This window comes from Sporosarcina psychrophila (assembly GCF_001590685.1).
Classification (GTDB): domain Bacteria; phylum Bacillota; class Bacilli; order Bacillales_A; family Planococcaceae; genus Sporosarcina; species Sporosarcina psychrophila.
Map to the genome: position 1 here is coordinate 1122714 of NZ_CP014616.1, position 22790 is coordinate 1145503.

Consider the following 22790-nt stretch of genomic DNA (forward strand, 5'->3'; position numbering starts at 1 on the left):
CAATGTGCTACACTGTTTAATTTGATAATTATGCAATCGGTCCGCCTTTAAGTGTAATCTCTTCAGAAACCATACCGAATTTTTTAAAGTTTTCATGGAACATGTTTGCCAATTCATTTGCTTTTACATCGTATGCTTCGCCGTCTGCCCATGCATTGCGCGGGTTCAACACTTCTGTTGGAACACCTTCAATGAATGTTGGCATTTCGAGGCCGAATACGCCGTTAGTTTCTGTTTCAATGTTGTTCAATTCCCCAGCAAGAGCTGCCTGTACCATAGTACGTGTGTATTTAAGATCCATACGTTTACCAACGCCGTAGACGCCGCCAGTCCAGCCTGTGTTAACAAGGAATACTTGTGCATCATGTTCATCAATTTTCTTCCCAAGCATTTCAGCGTATACTGTCGCTGGAAGTGGAAGGAAAGGTGAACCGAAGCACGTTGAGAACGTTGCTTCAGGTGATGTGATACCACGCTCAGTTCCGGCAAGCTTCGAAGTGAACCCGCTTAGGAAGTGATACATTGCTTGTTCTTTTGTTAACTTCGAGATTGGAGGTAGCACGCCAAACGCATCTGCCGTTAAGAATACAATCGTTTTCGGATGACCAGCAACAGAAGGGTCAACGATGTTATCAATTGCTTGGATAGGATAAGCTGCACGCGTGTTTTCAGTTAATGAACCATTATCGTAGTCAGGAATGCGTGTTTCCGGATCGACGACAACGTTTTCTAGTACGGAACCAAAACGAATTGCACCAAAAATTTCAGGTTCTTTTTCTTGTGATAAATTAATACATTTTGCATAGCAACCGCCTTCGATATTGAAGACACCAGTGTCAGACCAGCCATGCTCGTCATCGCCGATTAATTTACGGTTTGCATCTGCCGAAAGTGTTGTTTTACCTGTTCCAGAAAGACCGAAGAATAGGGCAACATCGCCGTCTTCACCAACGTTTGCTGAACAGTGCATTGGCATAATTCCATTTTCAGGTAGTAAGTAGTTCATGATTGAGAAGATTGATTTTTTCATTTCGCCAGCGTATTCAGTTCCACCGATAAGAACAATACGTTTTTCCATTGATACGATAATGAATGTCTCTGAATTCGTACCATCGACCACAGGATCAGCTTTAAATGAAGGAGCCGAAACGATTGTGAATTGTGATTCATGTTGTACTAGTTCTTCTTCAGTTGGGCGGATGAACAAGTTGTGAACAAACAGGTTATGCCAAGCAAATTCATTCACAACTTGAATGGATAGTCGTGAAGCTGGATCTGCGCCTGCAAAACCTTTGAAGACGAACAGTTCGTCTTTTGTTCTCAAATGAGTGATTACTTTATTATATAATGAATCGAAAATTTCAGAAGAGATTGGACGATTGACGTTGCCCCAATCGATTTTGTCTTTGGAGGACGCTTCCTCAACAATGTATTTGTCCTTAGGTGAACGACCTGTATATTTGCCTGTCTGAGCTGTAACCGCTCCGTCTGATGTCAATTGAGCTTCACCACGTGAAATCGCTTTTTCAACAAGTTGTGGAACTGAAAGTTGAACTTTTACATTTTTCCCAGAAAGAAGTTTGTTGAGGTCATCACTAATTTTCGCAGATATCATAAGTATGTACCGTCCTTTGCATATAGTCCCAATCAATTGGGTGTCATCACATTATTGAATTAGTATAACACATTAAGAATAATAATCTATACTAATTCAAACCTCAAGGATTTATACGCAAAATGGGTAAAAAGATTTGACATGCAACAAGATTTTTCGTAGCATATATAGTTGAACGGATACTCTTATCCCGAGCTGGTGGAGGGGTCAGGCCCTATGAAACCCGGCAACCTGCACAGACGTTTTGTCTGCGCGAAGGTGCCAAACCTGTAGCAAGGCACAGTCCTTGTATGATAAGAGTGAAAGGTGCTTATGAAATCATGCCTTTCCTCATGTATTATTACGTGAGCGAAGGGCTTTTTATATGATATCGCCCTTAATCCTCGTGTATAGAGCTCGCAATGGCTTGTAGTCTTTTCATTTAGAAAAGACTCTACATGGGACATATGAGTACCGTATCAATCTCGTAGGATATAAGGAGGAAATAACATGACAAATCGCCGACTATTTACTTCAGAATCGGTAACTGAAGGACACCCGGACAAAATGTGTGACCAAATTTCGGATGCTATTCTAGATGCTATATTGGCAGAAGATCCAAATGCACGTGTTGCATGTGAAACGACAATTACAACAGGACTTGTCCTCGTTGCAGGAGAAATTACTACGACAACATATGTCGATATCCCGAAAGTTGTGCGTGAAACTGTTAAAGAAATTGGTTATGTACGCGCGAAATACGGATTTGATTGGGAAACATCTGCAGTTTTGACTGCGATCGATGAACAATCAGCCGACATCGCTGCAGGCGTTGACCAGGCACTTGAAGCGCGTGAAGGTTCGATGACAGATGATGAACTTGAAGCAATTGGAGCTGGTGACCAAGGTTTGATGTTCGGTTACGCTTGTAATGAAACACCGGAACTGATGCCGTTACCAATTAGCCTAGCTCATAAATTATCATTCCGACTTGCACAAGTACGCAAAGATGAAACCCTTACGTATCTGCGTCCGGATGGAAAAACACAAGTGACTGTTGAATATGATGAAAACAATAAACCAGTACGCATCGATACAATTGTTATTTCAGCGCAACATCACCCTGAAATAACACTTGAGCAAATTCAGCGTGATATTAAAGAATTCGTCATAAACCCGGTTGTACCAACTGATTTAATCGATGAAGACACGAAGTACTTCATCAACCCAACTGGCCGCTTCGTAATAGGGGGACCTCAAGGAGATGCAGGTCTTACTGGCCGTAAAATCATCGTTGACACGTACGGTGGTTATGCGCGTCATGGCGGCGGTGCGTTTTCTGGGAAAGATGCGACGAAAGTGGACCGCTCGGCTTCATATGCGGCACGTTATGTTGCGAAGAACATTGTCGCTGCAGGACTTGCAGATCGATGTGAAGTGCAACTTGCTTATGCAATCGGTGTTGCACAACCTGTATCGATTTCTATCGATACATTTGGAACAGGCACAGTCGAGGAAAGTAAACTTGTTGAGCTTACGCGTGGACTGTTTGACCTTCGTCCAGCAGGCATCATCAAAATGCTTGATCTGCGCCGCCCAATTTATAAACAAACAGCTGCATACGGTCACTTCGGCCGTACAGACATTGATCTACCGTGGGAACAAACGGATAAAGCTGATGCATTGAAAGAGTTAGCAGGGAAATAATGTAGTGTAAACACTGAAAGGCAGGATTTCCCTGTTTTTTGGTGTTTTTTCTGTTTAGGATGTTTGATTTAGCGGGCGTCATAGAGTGTAGCGAATCTGTCGTACACTCTCATCACAGGAGCTATAAACAAATGATACAATTGTTATAAAGTGAAACCTGATCGGAGAGGAGAGAGCGTCGGGCTATGAGTTTAATAGGTTTGTTACTACTGGTTGGGGTTGTTGCGTTATTTGTGTTAATTGGTTTAGTAATCTTTTTATTTATAAAAAAATAAGAGCTGCCTTCAAAGGCAGCTCTTTTATTACTGTTGTAAACTCTTGTAATACTGCCCTTTTTCGGCATACTCCTGAACAATCCGTTCCATGTCCGCACGATCGTCGTCATTCAGCTCACGCACGACTTTTGCTGGCGACCCGAGTGCTAGCGTATTCGGGGGAATCTTCTTACCAGGCGGCACGAGACTGCCTGCGCCAATGAATGCCCCTTCGCCAATTTCAGCACCGTCCAAAACAATGGAACCCATACCGATAAGCGCTCCTTTTTTTACCGTACAACTATGTAACGTTACTTGGTGCCCAATTGTCACCTCATCTTCAAGAATAAGCGGAAACTTTGGGCTTTGATGAAGGCAGCATAAGTCTTGAATATTTACTTTACGTCCAATAATTGTTGGAGATACGTCACCCCGGATTACGGTATTAAACCAAATTGTCGATTCAGGACCAATTGTCACATCACCTGAAATCGTCGTGAAGTCGCCAATGAAAACGGACGGATCAATTACAGGCGTTTTTCCTTTATAAGGATAAATCATGATGCTCTCCTCTTTTCTTTAGGTAGTGTATAATTATCGTAACAAAGATTAGGTTTTTATTGTAGATAAATAGGGAAATATATAGATAAAAGAACTAGATAGATGAGGGGAAGATGACCATGTGGAAATGGGAAGCGGAAGGGCCACCAAAAGCTGTCGTGGCCATCGTCCATAATGTGTACGAACATCATAGTAGAAATGCATGGCTTATTCAGAAACTCCGAAACAGCGGATTTCATGTCGTGACAGGAGATTTACCTGGACACGGGGCGGAAGGTGTCGGAAAAATTCATGATGAACAATTTGATGCCTACGCTAAATTTGTGGAAAAATTAATAGCGGTCGGTCTCGATGATAATTTACCTTTGTTCATTATTGGACATGGAATAGGTGCCACCTTCGTAATGCGTCTTTTACAGCGAAAGAAAATTGAATGCGCAGGGGCTGTTTTTAGTTCCCCATGGCTAGCATTGCGTCATCAGCCACCTAAATTTTCGAACGTATTGACAAAATTCTCGTCATCCATGAAATTGAATCATGAAATTGACATTGAGATGTTAACACGCAATAGTGATTTATATGAAGAAGCTAAGCAAGATGACTTTTATAACGATGAATTCACCGTAGCCTGGTATAAAGAGTTACAATCATTCATGAAATTGGTTGCGCAGAGCGAAAGAAGTGTTCATGATATCCCAGTGCTTATGCATATTGCGGAAGAGGATAAAATAACAGACATAGTGCTTGCTAAGAAATGGTTTATCCGACAGGAACTTTCTGAGTTTCAATATAAGCAATGGAAACGGCTGTACCATGACGTTTATCAGGAACCAGAGCGCGAGGAAGTATACTTATATACGGAATCATTTATGAATAATGTTCTAAGGTCGCTAGGGTATGTCGTATAGGGAATACTTGGAAATGGTTTGTGAGTAAATGTGAAGAGGGAGGTGTTTACGATTACGATAATTGGGTTTGTACGACATGGCGTTACCGCGTGGAATAAAGAAGGAAGGGCACAAGGAAGTACTGATGTCCCACTTGATGATGAAGGAATTGAGATGGCACACGGTGTAGCTCAAAGACTTTCTGGTGAACAATGGGATGTCATCTACACAAGTCCTTTAATTCGTGCTGCAAAAACAGCTGAAATCATCGCGGACAGTATGCCTGATATCCGTCTCTTATCGGACAATCGCTTGCGGGAATCAGGGGGTGGCCTGGTTGAAGGATTGACGGAAATGGAGCGAGTAAAAAAATGGGGGCACTCATGGAGACAGCTGGAACTCGGTTTCGAACCGCAGGAAGAAATTATTTCACGCGGACTTAATTTCATAGAGGAAATAAAAGAATTGCATCCAGATAAACGAATCTTAGTCGTCAGTCATGGAGGATTTATTGGTCGATTGATAAAAGAGCTTGTCCCTTACAAGGATTTAGCTATGGATCTGGAAAACACATCAGTCACTATTATTAAACTGCAAGAAGATCGAAACCTATGCGAGCTGTTTAATTGTACGAAACATTTACAACGTATTAAGTAAGCATTTAAAACGCCAGAGAATGGCGTTTTTTATTTTGCGTATATTTAATAAGTCGAAATACATTATATTATTTAAAATATTCTATCATTCTAGTGACTATTAGACTATAATCAAAAATATAGTCTAATGAGGTCAGAATTTATGAGTGAAGTATGTCGAATCAAAGTAGAAGGAGGTAAGTGAAATGAAATCGATTAAAGCAAAAATTATTGTCAGTGTAATAGCGTTATTTTTCATTATCCTTACGGTAGTAAACTTGTTCGTTAATCTTCAAATGCAAAAGCAAACGGAAAATGTCCTTATAAATCAAAGTGAAGTTGCCGTGCAGGAGATGAGTCGATCGATTGAAAACAGTATGTTGCAATATGAAAAAACGCTATATTTGCTTACCGAAAATCCGGAAGTCACATCATTTATAGAGACGCAGTATGGCACCGGAAGTGATAGCGAATTAAGTCGAGGCATCGAAAAGGTCTTTAATGATTATATGGGACAAATGACGGATACGGATTTAATGTATTTTGGATTCGAAAACAAATATACCAAATTTGTTCCCCATCTCGTTATCGATGGATTTGATCCGACTAGCCGCGTATGGTATACAGCAGCTAGCGACCAACCAGACAAAGTTGTATGGTCGGATCCATATGTCGATGCAGCGTCAGGTGGATATGTTATTACGGCATCTAAAGCGATGAAACGAAACAATTCACTTGTTGGTGTTATTGGGGTAGACATTAGTTTGGGAAATATTACTGATAGTGTATCCAAAAGTGAATTTGGATTTGGAGGCTACCCATTCTTATTTGATAGAAATGATGGGGCAATCGTTCACCCTCATTTACTAACAGACAAAGAGGAATTGGCGGATTTATCTTATTTAACGGCATTATTTAACGAAGAAAAAACTAAGGGAATCGGACAATACAATGAAGATAAGAATGAAATGGTCGGCGTTTTTACCGAAGTCCCGCATTTCGGTTGGACAGTTGGTGCCGCGTTCAATCAAGATGCAATTGATGGTTCAGTTAGTCAAACTAGGAACTTAATCATCATAACTTTCATATTAGCAGGAATAGTAATGATTGTTGTTCTTTGGTTCTTAATATCAAGAATTGTTAGTCCTCTCGGTGAAATTCGTACAGCAATGGATAAGGTGACGGAAGGAAACCTTAACGCATACGCGGATGTGAAATCGGAGGATGAATTTGGTCAACTTGCAAACAATTTTAATGCTATGACTTCAAAAGTTCGTGATGTTATTACATTGGTTAACCTTTCTGTCGATGAAGTTCGTTTAGCGGCAGAAAGCTTAAGTGCATCCGCAGAAGAGACGAATGCCGTTAGTGAGCAGATGGCGGGGGCTATCGATGATATCGCATCAGGTGCAACGAAATCCGCACATGATACAGAAGATGTGACGCAAACAGTTGGCTATTTAAGCGAACAACTAATAGGGATTCAAGAAAAAGCGAGCATTATGACAGGCATTGCAATAGAAGCTGAAGAGGTCAACAAAAGTGGAGTCAGCCAAGTCAATCAGCTACAATTGTCGTTCGATGGCTGGAAGACAAATCTGCAATCGATGGCGGATGTCGTTGGAGATTTGGAAACGAAAGTTGGAGCAATCGGAATTGTCATGGAAACGATAACTCAAATTTCCACGCAGACGAACTTGTTGGCACTTAATGCGAGCATTGAGGCAGCACGTGCTGGCGAACACGGTAAAGGCTTTGCGGTCGTTGCTGATGAAGTGAGGAAACTAGCTGAACAATCTGCACGTGCAACAGATGAAGTAAAAGCGACCGTTCAAGAACTTCAAAATGGCTCCCACCAAGTTTCGAGGCAAATGAGGGAAACGGGGGAGACATTTGAGGAACAAGGAAAAGTCGTGCTGGCTACACAAATGACGTTCGGAGACATTTCCAAACTCATGAATAAGCTGGAACAGTCCATCAGCAGTGTCTATGACGAAGTAAATAAGGTCGTTGAACATAAGGAGACGGTTATGGAGACAATTGAAACTATGGCGGCGACAGCTGAAGAAACAGCTGCGGCAAGTGAAGAAATTAGTGCATCGACGGACGAGCAGCTTCGGGCAATCCGTGAGGTAGCACAAGCCGCGGATACATTGGCGGGGTTAAGTGACAATCTGCACACCGCCATGAGCCATTTCAAAGTTTAATAACAATTAGCTGCCGGGAAATTGGAAGGTTTTTGTTTAGAGTTAAAATTAATTTTAATCATCTTGCGGTTCTGTCTTTGGACGGAGCCGCTTTACTAGTAGGCGGTATAACGGAATCGGTAAAATACTTAATGGTTTTGCTACTATAATCTTTGTACTATACAGTCGGCGCTTAACGAATGGAAGATTCTTCTAACACCGCTTTGTCGCTTGGTTATGGTCTCACGCAATAAGCCCGATAGTAGATTTCTGAGGAAGGATTGAACTGCATACCTCTACTTCGTCTCACACTTGTTGCTCATTCGCTAAATTCGTTCGTAAAACTGGTGAGGTATACCACCTTGTTAATCTTAATATGTAGTGCAGAATATCTCCCTATGGAAAGGGGTTTATTATTTTTAACTTTTTTGGATGCCTTCAATGACTATCACTAAATAGCAGGCGACCTCTATTTCAAACGATGTATATTTTTGGGTCCATAATGGTACCGACAGGATAAGGTATGCTATATTTATGTATAAGTATCAGTTTTTCTGTCGAACATTGTAAGACAGTTTCTGAGAATGCTAGGTTATATATGTATTCTTATTTATCCTTTCAACACCGTTTGTTCATGTACCCTACTAATCAGTGGATAATTCGTCTCAACGTGATAGGTGAACTTACTTGAAAAGATGAATTATGAAGCATGGATAATACATTGAAAAGGGGAATTATCTTTTGAACACTAAAAAACTTTCGTTATACGCTACAGCATTATTATCGACGGCACTTGTATTAGGTGCGTGTACCGATAAAGAGATAGTAAAGAACGCTCCTACTAATGAGGAAATTCAGAGCGAGTTCGGTTTCCGTTCATTTGACTTAGATATAGATACAGTCAAGAAGAGAGATGCAATTGAAGCTTCATTTGACTTGGATATGTCCGAAACCGAAGCAGAATACAAGAACAAATTAAATAACATTAAGCTATCAGGAGATAAAGCTTATAGTGAATTGCAACCGATTTTTAAAGAGCTAGGATTAACAACAGACATGTCGAGAGAAGAAGTAATAGAAAAGGTGTCCAAAGCATTTGGTGCAGAAGATTACGCGGAGTTTGATCTGGAAATTGAATTCACAGATGGAAGTGAGCAAGAATTTTCGGATATGAAATAATAAACCATCGGGAGAATGCTCGTTTTCGGGGTAAATAGTACGCAATATTCAAAGCGCCGAACCTTAAAAGTTCAGTGCTTTTTGTTATTATCATATACAACTAGTTACTTTGCCTATCCAATAATTTTACGACCGGTATAAGTGGAAAAGTAACACGGAATTAAAGATATGAATGATTAAGTTTTATTGAATTGACGGAGACATTTTTTCACTTACCTAACATTGTGGTGAACGAAGCGTGATTGTTATAATAAGAATCTTTTAAGTTGGGCAGGAATTTATCATAAAGAATAGAATATAGAGCATAGTAGTCTATAAACGCATAGTAACGTTATATGGTAAATAATATGAATTATATAGTAGACGGGGGTATTGTATGAAAGAAGGCGGCAAAAGTGAGCTCATTTCGTGGATACAATCAGTAGCAATTGCATTCGTCATTGCAATCGTCATACGCCAATTTTTATTTACACCAGTCGTCGTATCGGGTCAATCGATGCAGCCGACTTTTGAAAATGATAATAAAATCGTCATCTCAAAAGTGTATAAGATTGATCGTTTTGACATGATTGTTTTCCATGCTCCGGATTCAGAGGACAATTTCATTAAGCGGGTAATTGGTCTTCCAGGAGATGTCGTCGTCATGAACAACGACAAGCTTTATATAAATGGCGTGGAATATGAAGAGGACTATGTGCAAGAGAATAAAGCTGGGATTTTCGAAGGCCAGAAGTTAACACAAGACTTTAAAGTGGAAGTACCTGAAGGCTATTTATACGTGCTTGGGGATAACCGAAGAAACAGTACGGATAGTAGAATCATCGGTTTCATCGATGAAAAATCAGTTATTGGTTCAGTGAAGTTCAGATTCTATCCATTTCGTGAAATGGGAATACCAAAATGAAAAATCACTCTAAATGTTCCATGCTCATTGGAATTGACGGTCTTGGCGGATCGGGAAAAACGATGTATGCCTATAAAGTGCAACAACAGTTAGAGGGCTCAGTGATCTTGCACCTTGATGATTTTGTGCACAAAAAGGAAGTCCGTTATAACGAGAATTATGAAGAATGGTATTGCTATTATCATTTACAATGGCGGTATGATTATTTAATACAAAAATTACTGCTACCATTGAAAAGTGGTTTGGATGTGAATGAGACAATCGAAGTGTATAACAGAGAAACTGACAGTTATATCCTGCGGGAAATTGAAATCCCCGCGGGAACAACAGTAATCGTTGAAGGGGTTTTTCTACAACGTCCTGAATTGAGACCCTATTTTGAAACAGTCATCTATCTAGAGTTGGATCAAGAGACAAGGTTACAACGTATCACAGATAGGGATATCTATATGGGGAATAAGAAAGAAATCGCTTTAAAGTACAACCAACGGTATTTCCCCGCGGAAGAAAAGTATATAGAACAATGCAATCCATTAGCTTTGGCAGATATAGTTGAAAATGAAGTGAAAGAGGGGCTAGTATGACATTTCCAGTTTTAAATACGCCGCGACTTCGATTGACTAAAGTGGAGACAGGTCATGCGCCTGCACTATTCACCATTTTTTCAAATCCACAAGTAGTTAAATATTATGGGATGGACCCGATGTACGAGTTGGCTCAGGCGGAAAAAATTATTGAGCATTTCAAAAGTACTTATGAAACAAAAAGAGGAATTCGCTGGGCGATTACGATAAAAGACGGGAACCAGTTTGTAGGCACGATTGGATTGAATAACTTGGCACTTGGTATGAAAAGAGCGGAAGTTGGATTTGAAATACATCCAGACTTTTGGCGAAGCGGTATTACCTCTGAAGCATTACAAGCGGTTTTGGATTATTCATTTGATGAACTTGGGCTGCACCGTATGGGGGCAGTCACATTTCCTGCAAATAGTGCATCTATCGGACTGTTAGAGAAGAATGGATTCTTGGCAGAAGGAAAGTTAAGAAGTTATTTATTCCAAAATGGGCATTCCCACGATGCGTTGATATTTTCAATTTTGCACACTGAATGGAAGATAAATCAGTGACAATACCCCAAGTACTCTGCACATAATTTTGAGACCACTGATAAAGCCCATTAGTTTAACGAAGCGAACCTTTCCCAAATGATATCGAGGAAAGGTTCGCTTTTTTCTGGTCCATTACGCACAGCAGATTTCCTGTTTTTTCTATTTGGGGCATGGTAATACGCTTTGCAACACCCTTCTATGACTTTCCAGGTAAGGTTTTTCATCTGCTTATCATTGAGGTAAATCTGCATAATTATTCATGTAAACAGGTCTGACGTTCACCAAAAGCTCGTAAGTCCAACGATGTATTTACGTGTATAAAGAAAATGAAGTACCATAGGCGATGAACGGTAAGGGGGCATGGGATTGTGTCAATTGCGCCGAGACCCGGCATTATGTTAACCGGGTGTTCATGCACACACAAGGCCGTTAAGATATAATGAAATTATTTGGATATTAAATTGGTAATAGGAGGTAAAAACATGGGTAAACTTAACACGTTTTCATATTTATTTTTATTTCTCGCAGTAATTACACAAATTAGTGATTTTATATTTTCTTCATCTGTATTTTACTATAATCATTATCTTAACTTCACTCTGCTTATAGTTATAGTAAGTCCAATTATCGGAATTATTTTAGGTTCATTTGGAAAAAGAGGGAATTATAAACTGATAGCTATTGTTTTAAATGTCGGTTTTTTTATCTCTTTCTCACTTTTAGCATTATTAAACTTATGGATTATTACTTTTGGTAAATAAAACTTCAATTGTATGTAAATATGAATCGGCTGCCTTAGGGTAGCTTTTTCTTATTGAGTAATGGATTTAACTACTTCCTTGAAGTGGTGTTATGTTGATCATAGGTGCATGCAGCATACAAACCCGTTCAGTGTTGGATTCGACGTCATTTACAAAGACCCTACATCATATATTGTTTGGTGAGTACACAAAGAATGCATTCCAATGAGAGGAGTCTATGACTTGGAAAAACCGGAACAAAATCAAGGCACGTACGCAAAAGTGCCACAGCCCATTCGAAATGACGGTGCTGGAGGATATGATACCGGTCCACGGGATATTATGCGGGATCTTGAAAATCCCGACTTGTTAGTTCCACCTGAAACGGATGCTGGCTTGCTTTCTAATATGAAATTTTCGTTCTCCGACACTTCTATGACATTAAATCACGGGGGGTGGTCACGGGAAATCACTGTCAGGGAACTACCCATTGCGACCACGCTGGCAGGTGTAAATATGAGCTTGACCCCCGGCGGTGTTCGAGAATTGCATTGGCATCAACAAGCAGAATGGGCCTATATGATAGTAGGTCGGGCGCGAATTACGTCAATCGACTCAGAGGGGCGAAATTTCATTGCCGACGTAGGACCAGGCGACCTATGGTACTTCCCCCCTGGGCTCCCACACTCAATTCAGGGATTGGAACACTGTGAATTTCTGCTCGTCTTCGATGACGGTACCTTTTCTGACCTTAACACTTTATCCATCTCCGATTGGTTTGCACATACTCCCAAAGATGTGCTGTCTGCCAATTTCGGAGTACCAGTTAGTGCATTTAACCACATTCCTTCGGGGCAGGTCTATATCTATCAAGACAAGGTTCCCGGTCCTTTGGAAAACGAGAAGGTTCAGTCCCCTTATGGAACCATTCCTCAAAGCTTCAAGCATCAGTTGCTAGCGCAAACACCAATTAAAACACCTGGTGGAAGCGTACGAATTGTAGACTCTTCTAATTTCCCTATATCGAAAAATATCGCAGCTGCGCTTGTTGAGATTGAACCAGGCGCGATGAGAGAACTCCATTGGCATCCGAATAACGATGAGTGGCAATATTACCTAACTGGACAGGGACGCATGACGGTATTTGCTGGAAATGGTATAGCTCGTACATTTGATTATAGAGCTGGTGATGTAGGCTATGTCCCATTTGCTACTGGGCACTATATTCAGAATACCGGTACTAAAACTTTATGGTTTTTGGAAATGTTCAAGAGTGATCGATTTGTTGATGTGTCATTAAGTCAATGGATGGCGCTTACCCCTCGCGACCTGGTTAGAGACAATTTGCATGTTGGACCAGAATTATTGGATGCGCTACGCAAAGTGGAATCGCCGGTCGTCAAATACCCGGGGTTTTCCTACTATCCTAAATAACGACTGAAAATGGCGTCAGTACAAAGTTTTGCAGATAAATGTTATGATACCGATGGCATTGTTGCGCCTTCGGTTTTTCATGTATTTCCCCAATATTTCATTTTCCATATTCTTTTTAGTTTCAGACGGGAGGTAATTACTTCCTATGTCTGGTGTATACAAGCCTGTTCAGCAATCGATTCTCTGTTTTACAGTTTGATCTCGTGGAGCTAATCCAGTTTCTTGTTGAATTAACGAGTAGCTTTAATTGAAAATCATTAAATTAAGAAAGGTCTATTTCTCTTACAAAAAATAGACCTTTTCAAGTGTGTATGCTGCATGCACCTTAGTTAACAACCCCTCCTTAACGTAAGTAGTTAACTCCATTGCAAAATAAGAAAACATACAAAGATCAGTAGTACTAACCATTGCCTTGGTCTGCACTACTGATCTTAGTATGTTTTATAACTTGCGTCCTCTGCTACTTAATAGGCAATAAACCTTTGCCGGTTGTAATATAGATTTTTCCATCTATTTCAACCGTTTTCACTTTATTTTCCTTCAAGCGAATTATGCCACGTTCCTCCACTACTTTTGATTCTTTTTTAAAGAGAACGGGGGTAATAGATTTATATATAATGTACTTGGTATAAAAAATATCAGAACTTTTTTGTGGTGTTTGTGAATTCCTCTTTTCAGAGATAAAGTATGGTTTTGAAAGAATATCATTACTTTCTACATACGCATAATAATAAGACGGTAGTAAAAACGCCCTAAAACAACAAGTTGTTACAATGATTATTACAAAAAATGATAATGTATCTGCTGCCCGTATATTTACATCTTTTTTAACTGAAATTATGTAAATTGCAGAAGGAAAAGAAAAGACAGCGATCAATAAAAGCCATTTATCAATACTAGTTCTATTGACCACAATAGTCCATCCAAAAAACTTCATTATAAAAAGAAATATAACGATGGAGGCTAAGCTTAATAAAGCAATATAAATCTTTTTCATTTTTTCACTCCCTTAAAAATACTAGTTATTCCCAATAATAGCATACTCATTGTCTTCTCTTACAAAGACTACCGAATAACGAGAATATACCAAAAAATCAATTCGGTTATACCTAACCAAGTCAAATAGAAATATCGAAGAGAAGATAAGGGGGGGGAAGAGATATGTCTTATACTATCACCAACAATTACATCCCGGAGTCCTTATCCCCCGTAGTTACAGTCTTTGCTACTAATTGGTTATTTTAATGATGGTGAGATGGAATTGCTGGATACAAATCAACTGAAGCAATATTTTGCTGTATCGGTCAAGCATTTAAAACCAGCCAGTCTTGCACATCGCATTATTACACATTAATGGTATACTTTGTATAAATTGAAATAGGGAAAAATGACATCAAATCTAAATTATTGATAGGTTCTATTGTTCTTGTGATTGGTGTTGCATTCGTTGGGGTACGTGCCATTTTTACTTACGGGTAGGTTTGTCATTTTATAGTAAATGTAACTTTTAGCCGAACGCTACGTATATATTAAAAAGGGGAGGTAATGTAATGCATTGGATAATGTGGATTTTCTGGGGGTTCTTTGTAACTTTAATTGTAGGCGTCTATCTTGTGGATTTTTTGACTAAAAGGAAATATAGTTTTCATGAACAGGAAAAGTCATTAAATCAGAATTCAGCTGTAAACGATACTCTACGAGAAGTGGGACGGATTGATCAACAAATTGGACCGTTTTAAATTAAGGAAACCTCATAAATACTTCAACTAATGAAAGCTTTAGTTGAACAAGTAGCTGCCTGTAAGGGTAGCTTTTCTTATTGAACTCTCATGAAAATTAAACGCAGCTCATTTCTTTTAAAAAAAGTACAGCGTCTAGATTATGGAACAGATTACTTGTTGTCTTGCGCGTTCTTCAATAATGTTTCGAAGATAGCGAACTAACTCCTTTAGAGAAGGAGTAATATAGGAAAAAAAGTACGTTACTTATTCAATAATTTTTATCTTTGGTTTAGTAAGCGGGATGTTTATTGTTATCCCTTTATTTGGTGATGTGTTTAGGTGAGTGTTTTTTATGATAGATGAATTGATGAAATTGCAGCAGAGAATGGGTGAAAGTTACCTGTTCTTTTTTATTTGACTAAAAGGAAGATTATCGGGAAGTGTTTGCAGACGTTATACGCAATATAAACCTTAGCCTTATCACCTGCCAAAAAGATGACAAATTAGTTGGAAAGTGACACTGGATTTTTGTAGTCTGATTAATCAATACGCATGCTATAATATATAAATATGTTAACATATTCCAAATGAATAAAAAATGCAATTTTAGAGATTAAAAGGAGAATATGATAATGAAAAAAACAATGCTGTTAATGTTAACAGTTATTATTATAGCTGGTTGTAATGGAATATCTTCAAACAATACTTATAAGCAAGCAGAAGGCAAAGTTATTGTGGGTACTCACGATTATATAATGATGATAGGTGAGTTCGAATGGCTAGATACTGACGTGAAATTTAGAAAAATTAGTAGTTCAGATATAAATGACTTAGCAGTTGGATTCAATACATTACAAGTTGAAAAAGGTGGTAAATTAAAAATTGAAATTGAAGAAAACCCTTCATCTATCATCCTAAAACAATGGAACGAAGATGAAACAAGTGATGTTGTTGAACTTAAAGATAATGAAATAATCCTTCCATCGGAAGAGGGATATTATATTTATGAAGTTATCGTAGAATGGAACAAAGGAAAAGCAACTTATGTTTTTGATATTAATATAAAATGAAACAAAAATTCATTGGGATGGTTGTTAGTATACAGGATTTTGGGAGGTATTCTATTTTCTTGTTGTTTAGTTAAATTTACATAACTATAGATTTAAACGGACCTGGCGTTCAGCGGAAATCCTGTTAACTCAACGATGTATAAAATTGGATGCATACAAAAAACGAAGGACCGCAGGGGGAAACTGAGAGTTTATAGGGTTATGAAGTATAATTACCTGCCGAGAATTGACGTTTTGTTAACCTCGTGTGCATGGTTATACAAGGCTGTTCAGCGATCGAATTCCTTGTTGAACTAACTGGCAGTTTAGTGAGATAAGAGATATTGTGAAATTAAAATAAAGAAGGGGATGATAAAATGGTGCTTTTTGTAGGGTATGTATTTGCATTCATAGGAGCACTTGCTGCTTATCATCTAAGCGAAGGTAAGTCAAAGAAAAGGAAATACATTGTTTGGGGAATCACTTTTATGCTGGTAATCTCACCATTATTATCTTTTCAGATTGGTTTAACCTATGGCTTAATTATTAGGAATATATGGGCAATACCAGTAACAATTATTATACTGTTTACGATTGGTTTCATCATAGGACTAATTATACTATTAATAGGCATATTCAAGAAGAAGGAAACGGACGTTACTGTATAAATCATTAAACTCCCATGAAAATTAAAAAACGCTCTAAATCTATAAAACCGCATAACAAAAAAACTCAGAAAAAGTTTTTTGAAAAAAGGCTGAGCCTTCAAAATGATTATATTAAGTTTAAAGTTAATCAGAAACCAACTCCATTCTTCATAAAATAAAGGCAGACTGGTGCAATAACCAGAGTAGGATTAATCTCCCATGAGTGCTACTCGTATAGAGTGCGACAGTTTATGATGCACCGTGGTCGTTGGAGTCAGACTAACGGATGGGCTCTATGGCACCATAGTTAATCGACCTTCCTCTCCCAGCCGTAATATCCAATACCCGTACTGTACACATTTTCATCCCCTATGGTGTAGCGCTGATTTTGCGCTTCATGTATGGCTAATGGGGCAGGTTCGTTCGAGAGAAAATTTGAAACATTTTGCATTATAAAACGTATTACAGGTGGTAGGATTTATATTATGGAGGTGTTTTTTTGAAAAGAATTTCTCTTTTTATAATTTCTTTGTCTTTAATTATCTCACTGATGGGATGCAGTTCAAGTGTTCAAAGTAGTATAAAAGATTTTAATGACAATGATATTGCAGCTATTGTCAAAGACAAAGAAATTACGATAGGTGAATTAAGATTTTTGTATCCAGATGAAGAGGTGTTGGAAAGTATTGAGGGAACTGTAAAAATCGAATTAATTCTGCAAGAAGCTAAAAGAATGAATTTGGATGTTTCCGATAACAAAGATCTACAAGAGGAAACAATGATGTTGCTACCTCTTAGAGATAAAGAAGATCCATTCGGAAAATCTATGATTGATTTTATCGAAATGCAAGCTCAAAAGTTAGGTATGGAACCTAAAGAATATTATAAGAAGTACGTAGAAATCAGGAGTGAACAAATTGCTTATATAGATGCTTATACGCAAGAAATGTTTGGTGAACCAGACGCATACAACGAAGATGGGTTAGAGGTATACAATAAAAAAGCCAATGACTTTTTGAATGAATTTGTAAAAGAACATAAAAATGAGATTAAAATACTAATTAAGTAACTTTAATATGCATCTCTTTTTTCTTGTTTCAGAAGGAAAATTTGTTTAGATTAAGAATATGTACAGATATAACTGCGGGTTATAAATTCATATTTGAATAGGTGAAAAAAATGATTTCAATCGATAGAAAACTAAGATTACGAGATTTAGAAATTTTTCGTTTCTTTAAAGACAATAAAATGTTGGCTTATGTCATTATTGAAGATACTAGAGGACCATTTACAGAAGAAGATAAAAAGTTAGAGCCACTTTGTTTTTTAGATGACGAAGATATAAATATAATTGTTAATGTATTCAAAATTTATTTCTTGTCAGATGAACCTTTAGAAAAAGAAGATTCGATGATGTTAAGACAGTTTTTTGGAGAATTAGTTGACATTAGTTCTGTTACAAACTATATTACTCAAGAATTTATACAGAAAGACTTATATGAACATGTGGATGATTCGTGGGATATTAAAACTCATCAAAGAATGTTAGATATAGTTGGTTCAAAGTATAAGATCCAATCAATTGATGAAAAAAATTGGTTAAATTTATCTCAAGAATAATGTCAATTTAGTTAAAAATGGGTTACTTAGGTAACTCTTTTTTCTTGTTGAACTAACGGGGCAGGTTAGTTCAACAAACTTTCATATTAATTATGATGTCGAAATCCAATAAATGGTATGATTTGAAAAAGTAGGAAGAACACAATGAACAAAAAATATAGCAAGTGGTCTGCCATATTAAGTATTATTTGTGCAATAACTATTTTTACTTCTTATGCAATTGCACCACAAGAGCCTGAAGGCTCGATGGTTGTACTTCTAAAAATATTATTTTTCACTTTCATTATCGCGGGTGTTCTTAGTCTGATACTTAGCTATTTGGCGTTTAAAAACAAAGAAGAAGGCTTTCTGAAGAAGATAGCCCCTATTATAATTTTATTGATATTGTTAGTGTTCGCCCTTTCACTTATTGGAATAGTAGTAAGTCTGGGTGATTTATTTTAATGTCGCTTATTGCACTAACTGGTGCGATTGCTTTATAAGCGATTTCGTCTATATCGCAATTGGGCCAGATTGACGAATCTTATTTCGAGTCAAAAACGTTCAAAAGGTAAAGGAGTTTTTTTGATGAGCATTTCTGAAGTTACTATCCTGCCACTGATTTACAGCGGAATGTTTATTTTCTTTTTAGTTCCATCTGCTAAGAAGGAAAGTAGAAAAGTGCATAAAGGACAATCAACCTTTCTATTTGTTTTTAAAGACAACTTAGCTAAGATGGTCTTTCAAAAAAAGGCTGTATTGGCTTTAGCATTGTTCGGAATTACGTTATTCATTATCCAGTCAGTGTTTGCTGGTGCAGAATGGCATTATAATGCGCATAGCGGCTATCCATCGATTAGTTATAAATCATCAGCGCTATTCACCATGGGCGGTACGATAATATATACAGCCATGCTCTTGCTAGCACTTGGATACGGGAGAACGATAAAAAGTATGAAGAATGCAAAGTAACAACAATCGGGCGCGATTGTTGAATAAATTGCCTTAAGGCGAGCTGGCTGCCCTTAAGGAAACCATATAAAGCAAACGGGCCAAATTATAGAATAACTATGTATTTGAAACTTAATTTTGCTTAAATCGTAATAAATATAAGAGTGAGGAATATAAAAAATGTATAACCATGAATAAGCCACTAAGAAAGGTGGGATATAAATGAAAAAATATCAATTCAATGATGTGAGATACATGAAAAAAAAGAATGCTATTCAAGTGGAAAACAGGGAGAAAGAGAGTGTTGGAACCATTGAAAAAGCAGATATTACAGGATGTGAAAAGAGAAGTGTAGTGTCATTTACTGCTCACAAAGGATCCGAAATTAAGATAGGGATTAAAAAACGAAATATCAAAAACTTACTTGTTGCTACATATATCATTGAAACAGAAGAGAAGACCTATTTTTTGAAAGATAAGCCAGGGAATAGCCTACTCTACTTTTGTGTTGTAGGAAAAATTGATGAACAAGACATACGTATTGAAGAAAATTGGAGCAGCGAGATAGAAGTGAAAATAGACCAAATTCATATCGCTACTATCAAAGCAAATGAGTTCACGCTTAAAACAACTATACTCACTGAAGACAATATTTACGAATCAACTTTACTTTTTGCTGTTACTATTTTGATGTACTTTATGTATAAAATTTATAAGAATGAATCCGAATTCGTTGAAAATATATTGTTTGATTAATGCGGACATAACTAGGTACTCATGTATAACCTTAAGTCTTAATATAAAGGAGCAACCAATTGGATTCATCGAAGTTTAGGATTAGTCGATTGTTTTTGTATTTTCTACTAGTATCGGTATTTCTCTTTGTATCGGGTAATGTCGGACGATATTTAATAGAAACTCACGATATTGAACGAAAAGTAGCCATGCTTCTACAAGGGGGGATTTTTACTGGATTAACGCTCATTGTACTCTATATACTGAAGAGAAAAAGTCCCGAATCGTTTAAAAGTATCGGCCTAAAAGGTGTAAATTCATCATCTAAGATGGCTATTGGAATTGCATTGCCTTTTATCTTACTTGGAGTAGGTATTTTAACGGCCTATTTATTCGGCGGGATTGAAAATCTCAGTATGAACTTGACAACAAGTGCTGTAATTTCCGTTTTAATCAATACAATAACAGCATTTATATACGAAGCATTTCCAGAAGAAGTCTTTATACGTGGTTTAATATTTGAAGAGTTGCAAAAAAAGTTCCGCTTTTTTACTTCGTTAATTTTGCAACCGTTAATCTTTATTTGTGTACCGATAACAGTGATGGCGATGGAATCAATATTCTTTGATAAGCCATTTGCAATAACTATAGATTATTTTATATTACTCTTCGCTTTTGGAATTGCTCTACAGCTTTATAGAGCATATACCGGTTCACTATGGATGAATATAATATTCCATTTGGTTTACCTTGAAGTAGCTAGATATATTTCTCTGGGAGGTATATATGAATCAGGTGTTGCGCTTTTAGAGTTTGATGAGACGTTTGAAGGCTTCATGTCGCTATACTTATCATTTTTGTTTATTGTAATACTTAGTGTCGTGGTGTTATCAGTTTTAATATTAAATGATAAAAGAAAAATAAGACGTAACCGCTCTTTGTGATTAGGATTTAATAAAAAATACTTTAGAATAACAAATCTACTACAATCGGGCGCGATTGTTTAATAAGCGTCTCTGTTCTTATTAAACTAACGAGGTGCTTGTGCGGCCGAGCCTAGGTCGTATCATATAGCGGGTGGGATTCCCGTCGAGAAAGAACTAGCCATTCACTCGTAGCGAGTCTTGGAGGGCTATTGGTAACAGTAGCCTTAAGCGTAGACAGTTAGGTGGCGGGCCGAAAGCCAACTGGTTGAAGGGATTGAGCTCCATAATGTTAGTAAATCGAGAGGGCTTATGCCTTAAGCACAGCAGAAAGCTACATTTTATCCATCGTTAAAGGCAAGAAGGATAAAACCTCTATGGAGTCAGAGACCTTGGCACGTGTCACATTGATAGGATACGGCAACTCGGGAGACCCTACCGGTCTTTTCTGCTTATAGAAGAGTATGGTGTACAAGCGATAATAAGCAAGGAAGCCAAATGCCGTTGTAGGGAGTCGGATAGCAGCGTAGTACCAATGAAGTTGGGTAATGCCGATGGAGGAAAGGCTGCTACCAAGTTATCACCCTTATTAGGGACACATTTACTACACACAGAGGTAGGGATACTAAATGGAAACAAAACTAGTAAGGATAGCAGAATCAGCAAAAATCCGAGTGAAAGAGATTAGCTATTTTTTGTGAATGGTGACTAGGAAGAGCCGTGTGCGTAAATAGCGCAAGCACGGTTCTGTGAGGGGGGAGGAACACAATTTACCGTAAGGTAGAGAGGTTCCCTTCTACTCGACTACTGGAACAACAATAATGCTCTTCTTATTGTGCTAACGGGGGAGTTTAGTTTTTAAAAAAGATGACAATCACTTGTTACACTCTTCAGGGGAGTTTGTGAGGTAGGATGGTGATATCAATTGAGCATTCCAGTTTTAGGGTTGATTTTACAAGTGTTTTTTATGTTATCTATTTCTGTTTTTAACTTTATTAGAATTTTTGTAATGGAACAGTTTAATGTATATCCAGTAGCATTTTTTGAGTTATTTCTTGGATTAGCCAGCTTTGTTAGTGGGATATATGGTATTTTGAAAAGAATTAATCCTTTAATTTCTATATTCGTTTCTCTTTTTGGGGTACTAATTTGTGTATTTTTTGTCTTTGTTTATCTTGTACCTGAAGCAGGAATACCACCAGTTATCCCTTGGTTGTATTCTGAATAAATTTAGGTCTTTGTTTACTAACGGGCGCTTTAGCGGAAGATTATTGAGTTGCTTTGGCAGCTCTTTTTGCTTATTGAACTAATGCCGTAGTTTTGTTTAGGAGGAAAAAAAGAGGAAGTTATTGGGGGAGACATTATATTATGAGTACATTTGTTTATATGGTGAGACACGGTGAATCGCCAAAAGAAGGAAACGATAGAACCAGAGGATTAACCGAAAAAGGTTATTTAGATGCTAAACGAGTGACTGACATTTTGAAAGATAAAGAAATTGATGTAGTTACTTCAAGTCCATATATACGCTCAATTTTAACTGTAGAACAGTTAGCCCAACAAATAGGAGAGGAAGTTTTAGTTTTTGAAGATTTAAAAGAGAGGATATTCTCTTCAGGAAACAATCGAGTATCAGATAAAGAATTGGTTCCACTTTTAGAGAAGTCATTTTTTGAATCAAATTTCTCTTTAGAGGGAGGAGAATCAAATGCTGATTGTCAAAAAAGAGCTATAAAGGTCTTAAAAGAACTATTAGAAACTTTTAGAGATAAAAAAATAGTGATAGGTACTCACGGGGCTATTATGACCTTGATGATGGAATATTTCGATAGCACTTATGACTTGGATTTTTTACATAGCACATCAAAACCTGATATTTATAGAATGGAATTCAATGAAAAGAAATTAGTGAATGTTCAAAGACTATGGGGTGTAAATATTGATGTTAACCAATAAAAAAAGTTTTTTGTTCT

Annotated in this window: 24 protein-coding genes and 1 riboswitch; of the genes, 21 read left to right on the top strand and 3 right to left on the bottom strand. The window is 37.6% G+C overall.

Translation table 11 applies throughout. The annotated features are described in order from the left end of the window. Positions 1-28 precede the first annotated feature (28 nt). A complete protein-coding gene (gene pckA, locus AZE41_RS05425) occupies positions 29-1615 on the bottom strand; it encodes a phosphoenolpyruvate carboxykinase (ATP) (protein WP_067206514.1) in 1587 nt (528 codons plus the stop codon). A 182-nt stretch (positions 1616-1797) separates the two neighbouring features. Then, a riboswitch (SAM riboswitch) is annotated at positions 1798-1915 on the top strand. Between the two features lie 189 nt (positions 1916-2104). On the opposite strand from pckA, the gene metK reads away from it, so the two are divergent. Further along, positions 2105-3301, top strand: a complete 1197-nt coding sequence (gene metK / locus AZE41_RS05430) for a methionine adenosyltransferase (RefSeq protein WP_067206517.1) — start codon at positions 2105-2107, stop codon at positions 3299-3301. 302 nt (positions 3302-3603) lie between these two features. Here metK and AZE41_RS05435 read toward each other — a convergent pair whose 3' ends face one another. Further along, positions 3604-4116 (bottom strand): gamma carbonic anhydrase, encoded by a 513-nt coding sequence (locus AZE41_RS05435; protein WP_067206519.1) that lies wholly within the window; start codon positions 4114-4116, stop codon positions 3604-3606. 119 nt (positions 4117-4235) lie between these two features. Between AZE41_RS05435 and AZE41_RS05440 the strand changes: the two genes are divergently transcribed. The 9 genes from AZE41_RS05440 to AZE41_RS05480 all read left to right on the top strand — a co-directional run bounded on the left by AZE41_RS05440 (position 4236) and on the right by AZE41_RS05480 (position 13192). Continuing rightward, positions 4236-5024, top strand: a complete 789-nt coding sequence (locus tag AZE41_RS05440; RefSeq protein WP_067206522.1) for an alpha/beta hydrolase — start codon at positions 4236-4238, stop codon at positions 5022-5024. Positions 5025-5066: 42 nt separating this feature from the next. After that, complete coding sequence (locus tag AZE41_RS05445; protein ID WP_335339517.1) at positions 5067-5660, top strand: histidine phosphatase family protein; 594 nt, start codon at positions 5067-5069, stop codon at positions 5658-5660. Positions 5661-5844: 184 nt separating this feature from the next. Further along, positions 5845-7845, top strand: a complete 2001-nt coding sequence (locus tag AZE41_RS05450; RefSeq protein WP_067206524.1) for a methyl-accepting chemotaxis protein — start codon at positions 5845-5847, stop codon at positions 7843-7845. 720 nt (positions 7846-8565) lie between these two features. Then, a complete protein-coding gene (locus tag AZE41_RS05455; RefSeq protein WP_067206527.1) occupies positions 8566-9003 on the top strand; it encodes a YusW family protein in 438 nt (145 codons plus the stop codon). Positions 9004-9379: 376 nt separating this feature from the next. Beyond that, positions 9380-9907 (top strand): signal peptidase I, encoded by a 528-nt coding sequence (gene lepB / locus AZE41_RS05460; RefSeq protein ID WP_067206530.1) that lies wholly within the window; start codon positions 9380-9382, stop codon positions 9905-9907. Further along, positions 9904-10491 carry a nucleoside/nucleotide kinase family protein gene (locus AZE41_RS05465; RefSeq protein ID WP_067206533.1) on the top strand — a complete coding sequence of 196 codons (588 nt, stop codon included), beginning with the start codon at positions 9904-9906 and terminating at the stop codon, positions 10489-10491. Before lepB ends, AZE41_RS05465 begins: the two co-directional genes overlap by 4 nt. Continuing rightward, positions 10488-11036 carry a GNAT family N-acetyltransferase gene (locus tag AZE41_RS05470; RefSeq protein ID WP_067206536.1) on the top strand — a complete coding sequence of 183 codons (549 nt, stop codon included), beginning with the start codon at positions 10488-10490 and terminating at the stop codon, positions 11034-11036. Before AZE41_RS05465 ends, AZE41_RS05470 begins: the two co-directional genes overlap by 4 nt. 464 nt (positions 11037-11500) lie before the next feature. Then, positions 11501-11779 carry a hypothetical protein gene (locus tag AZE41_RS05475; RefSeq protein WP_067206543.1) on the top strand — a complete coding sequence of 93 codons (279 nt, stop codon included), beginning with the start codon at positions 11501-11503 and terminating at the stop codon, positions 11777-11779. A gap of 204 nt (positions 11780-11983) precedes the next feature. Then, complete coding sequence (locus tag AZE41_RS05480) at positions 11984-13192, top strand: oxalate decarboxylase family bicupin (protein ID WP_067206545.1); 1209 nt, start codon at positions 11984-11986, stop codon at positions 13190-13192. A gap of 460 nt (positions 13193-13652) precedes the next feature. On the opposite strand, the gene AZE41_RS05485 is transcribed toward AZE41_RS05480, so the two are convergent. Then, positions 13653-14189, bottom strand: coding sequence for a hypothetical protein (locus AZE41_RS05485; RefSeq protein ID WP_067206548.1), 537 nt, complete (start codon positions 14187-14189; stop codon positions 13653-13655). 553 nt (positions 14190-14742) lie between these two features. Between AZE41_RS05485 and AZE41_RS05490 the strand changes: the two genes are divergently transcribed. The 11 genes from AZE41_RS05490 to AZE41_RS05540 all read left to right on the top strand — a co-directional run bounded on the left by AZE41_RS05490 (position 14743) and on the right by AZE41_RS05540 (position 22773). Further along, entirely contained in the window at positions 14743-14931 is a 189-nt protein-coding gene (locus AZE41_RS05490) for a tumor necrosis factor receptor family protein (protein ID WP_067206551.1), read from the top strand. 614 nt (positions 14932-15545) lie between these two features. After that, positions 15546-15983, top strand: a complete 438-nt coding sequence (locus AZE41_RS05495) for a hypothetical protein (protein ID WP_067206554.1) — start codon at positions 15546-15548, stop codon at positions 15981-15983. A 356-nt stretch (positions 15984-16339) separates the two neighbouring features. Continuing rightward, positions 16340-16630: a hypothetical protein gene (locus tag AZE41_RS05500; protein ID WP_067206556.1), complete on the top strand. Its 291-nt coding sequence runs from the start codon at positions 16340-16342 to the stop codon at positions 16628-16630. Between the two features lie 478 nt (positions 16631-17108). After that, positions 17109-17678, top strand: a complete 570-nt coding sequence (locus AZE41_RS05505; protein WP_067206558.1) for a hypothetical protein — start codon at positions 17109-17111, stop codon at positions 17676-17678. A gap of 110 nt (positions 17679-17788) precedes the next feature. Continuing rightward, entirely contained in the window at positions 17789-18229 is a 441-nt protein-coding gene (locus AZE41_RS05510; protein ID WP_067206560.1) for a terpene synthase, read from the top strand. A 144-nt stretch (positions 18230-18373) separates the two neighbouring features. Then, positions 18374-18673 carry a hypothetical protein gene (locus tag AZE41_RS05515; RefSeq protein ID WP_067206563.1) on the top strand — a complete coding sequence of 100 codons (300 nt, stop codon included), beginning with the start codon at positions 18374-18376 and terminating at the stop codon, positions 18671-18673. 123 nt (positions 18674-18796) lie between these two features. After that, positions 18797-19180 (top strand): hypothetical protein, encoded by a 384-nt coding sequence (locus AZE41_RS05520; RefSeq protein ID WP_067206565.1) that lies wholly within the window; start codon positions 18797-18799, stop codon positions 19178-19180. Between the two features lie 201 nt (positions 19181-19381). Continuing rightward, positions 19382-19915: a hypothetical protein gene (locus AZE41_RS05525; RefSeq protein ID WP_067206568.1), complete on the top strand. Its 534-nt coding sequence runs from the start codon at positions 19382-19384 to the stop codon at positions 19913-19915. Between the two features lie 59 nt (positions 19916-19974). After that, the gene (locus tag AZE41_RS05530) at positions 19975-20838 is read left to right on the top strand and encodes a CPBP family intramembrane glutamic endopeptidase (protein ID WP_067206571.1); all 864 of its coding nucleotides are present in this window, start codon (positions 19975-19977) and stop codon (positions 20836-20838) included. A 904-nt stretch (positions 20839-21742) separates the two neighbouring features. Next, positions 21743-22045 carry a hypothetical protein gene (locus AZE41_RS05535; protein ID WP_067206574.1) on the top strand — a complete coding sequence of 101 codons (303 nt, stop codon included), beginning with the start codon at positions 21743-21745 and terminating at the stop codon, positions 22043-22045. Positions 22046-22185: 140 nt separating this feature from the next. Continuing rightward, a complete protein-coding gene (locus AZE41_RS05540) occupies positions 22186-22773 on the top strand; it encodes a histidine phosphatase family protein (protein WP_067206577.1) in 588 nt (195 codons plus the stop codon). Positions 22774-22790 lie beyond the last annotated feature (17 nt).

Excerpts from the sequence above, each read along its gene's own strand:
- AZE41_RS05470 (WP_067206536.1), top strand. The coding sequence starts at position 10,488 with ATGACATTTCCAGTTTTAAATACGCCGCGACTTCGATTGACTAAAGTG.
- lepB (WP_067206530.1), top strand. The coding sequence starts at position 9,380 with ATGAAAGAAGGCGGCAAAAGTGAGCTCATTTCGTGGATACAATCAGTA.
- AZE41_RS05525 (WP_067206568.1), top strand. The coding sequence starts at position 19,382 with ATGAAAAAATATCAATTCAATGATGTGAGATACATGAAAAAAAAGAAT.
- pckA (WP_067206514.1), bottom strand. The coding sequence starts at position 1,615 with ATGATATCTGCGAAAATTAGTGATGACCTCAACAAACTTCTTTCTGGG.
- AZE41_RS05500 (WP_067206556.1), top strand. The coding sequence starts at position 16,340 with ATGGTGCTTTTTGTAGGGTATGTATTTGCATTCATAGGAGCACTTGCT.
- AZE41_RS05480 (WP_067206545.1), top strand. The coding sequence starts at position 11,984 with ATGAGAGGAGTCTATGACTTGGAAAAACCGGAACAAAATCAAGGCACG.
- AZE41_RS05450 (WP_067206524.1), top strand. The coding sequence starts at position 5,845 with ATGAAATCGATTAAAGCAAAAATTATTGTCAGTGTAATAGCGTTATTT.
- AZE41_RS05440 (WP_067206522.1), top strand. The coding sequence starts at position 4,236 with ATGTGGAAATGGGAAGCGGAAGGGCCACCAAAAGCTGTCGTGGCCATC.
- AZE41_RS05520 (WP_067206565.1), top strand. The coding sequence starts at position 18,797 with ATGAGCATTTCTGAAGTTACTATCCTGCCACTGATTTACAGCGGAATG.
- AZE41_RS05435 (WP_067206519.1), bottom strand. The coding sequence starts at position 4,116 with ATGATTTATCCTTATAAAGGAAAAACGCCTGTAATTGATCCGTCCGTT.
- AZE41_RS05465 (WP_067206533.1), top strand. The coding sequence starts at position 9,904 with ATGAAAAATCACTCTAAATGTTCCATGCTCATTGGAATTGACGGTCTT.
- AZE41_RS05540 (WP_067206577.1), top strand. The coding sequence starts at position 22,186 with ATGAGTACATTTGTTTATATGGTGAGACACGGTGAATCGCCAAAAGAA.
- metK (WP_067206517.1), top strand. The coding sequence starts at position 2,105 with ATGACAAATCGCCGACTATTTACTTCAGAATCGGTAACTGAAGGACAC.
- AZE41_RS05515 (WP_067206563.1), top strand. The coding sequence starts at position 18,374 with ATGAACAAAAAATATAGCAAGTGGTCTGCCATATTAAGTATTATTTGT.
- AZE41_RS05485 (WP_067206548.1), bottom strand. The coding sequence starts at position 14,189 with ATGAAAAAGATTTATATTGCTTTATTAAGCTTAGCCTCCATCGTTATA.
- AZE41_RS05490 (WP_067206551.1), top strand. The coding sequence starts at position 14,743 with ATGCATTGGATAATGTGGATTTTCTGGGGGTTCTTTGTAACTTTAATT.
- AZE41_RS05475 (WP_067206543.1), top strand. The coding sequence starts at position 11,501 with ATGGGTAAACTTAACACGTTTTCATATTTATTTTTATTTCTCGCAGTA.
- AZE41_RS05495 (WP_067206554.1), top strand. The coding sequence starts at position 15,546 with ATGAAAAAAACAATGCTGTTAATGTTAACAGTTATTATTATAGCTGGT.
- AZE41_RS05510 (WP_067206560.1), top strand. The coding sequence starts at position 17,789 with ATGATTTCAATCGATAGAAAACTAAGATTACGAGATTTAGAAATTTTT.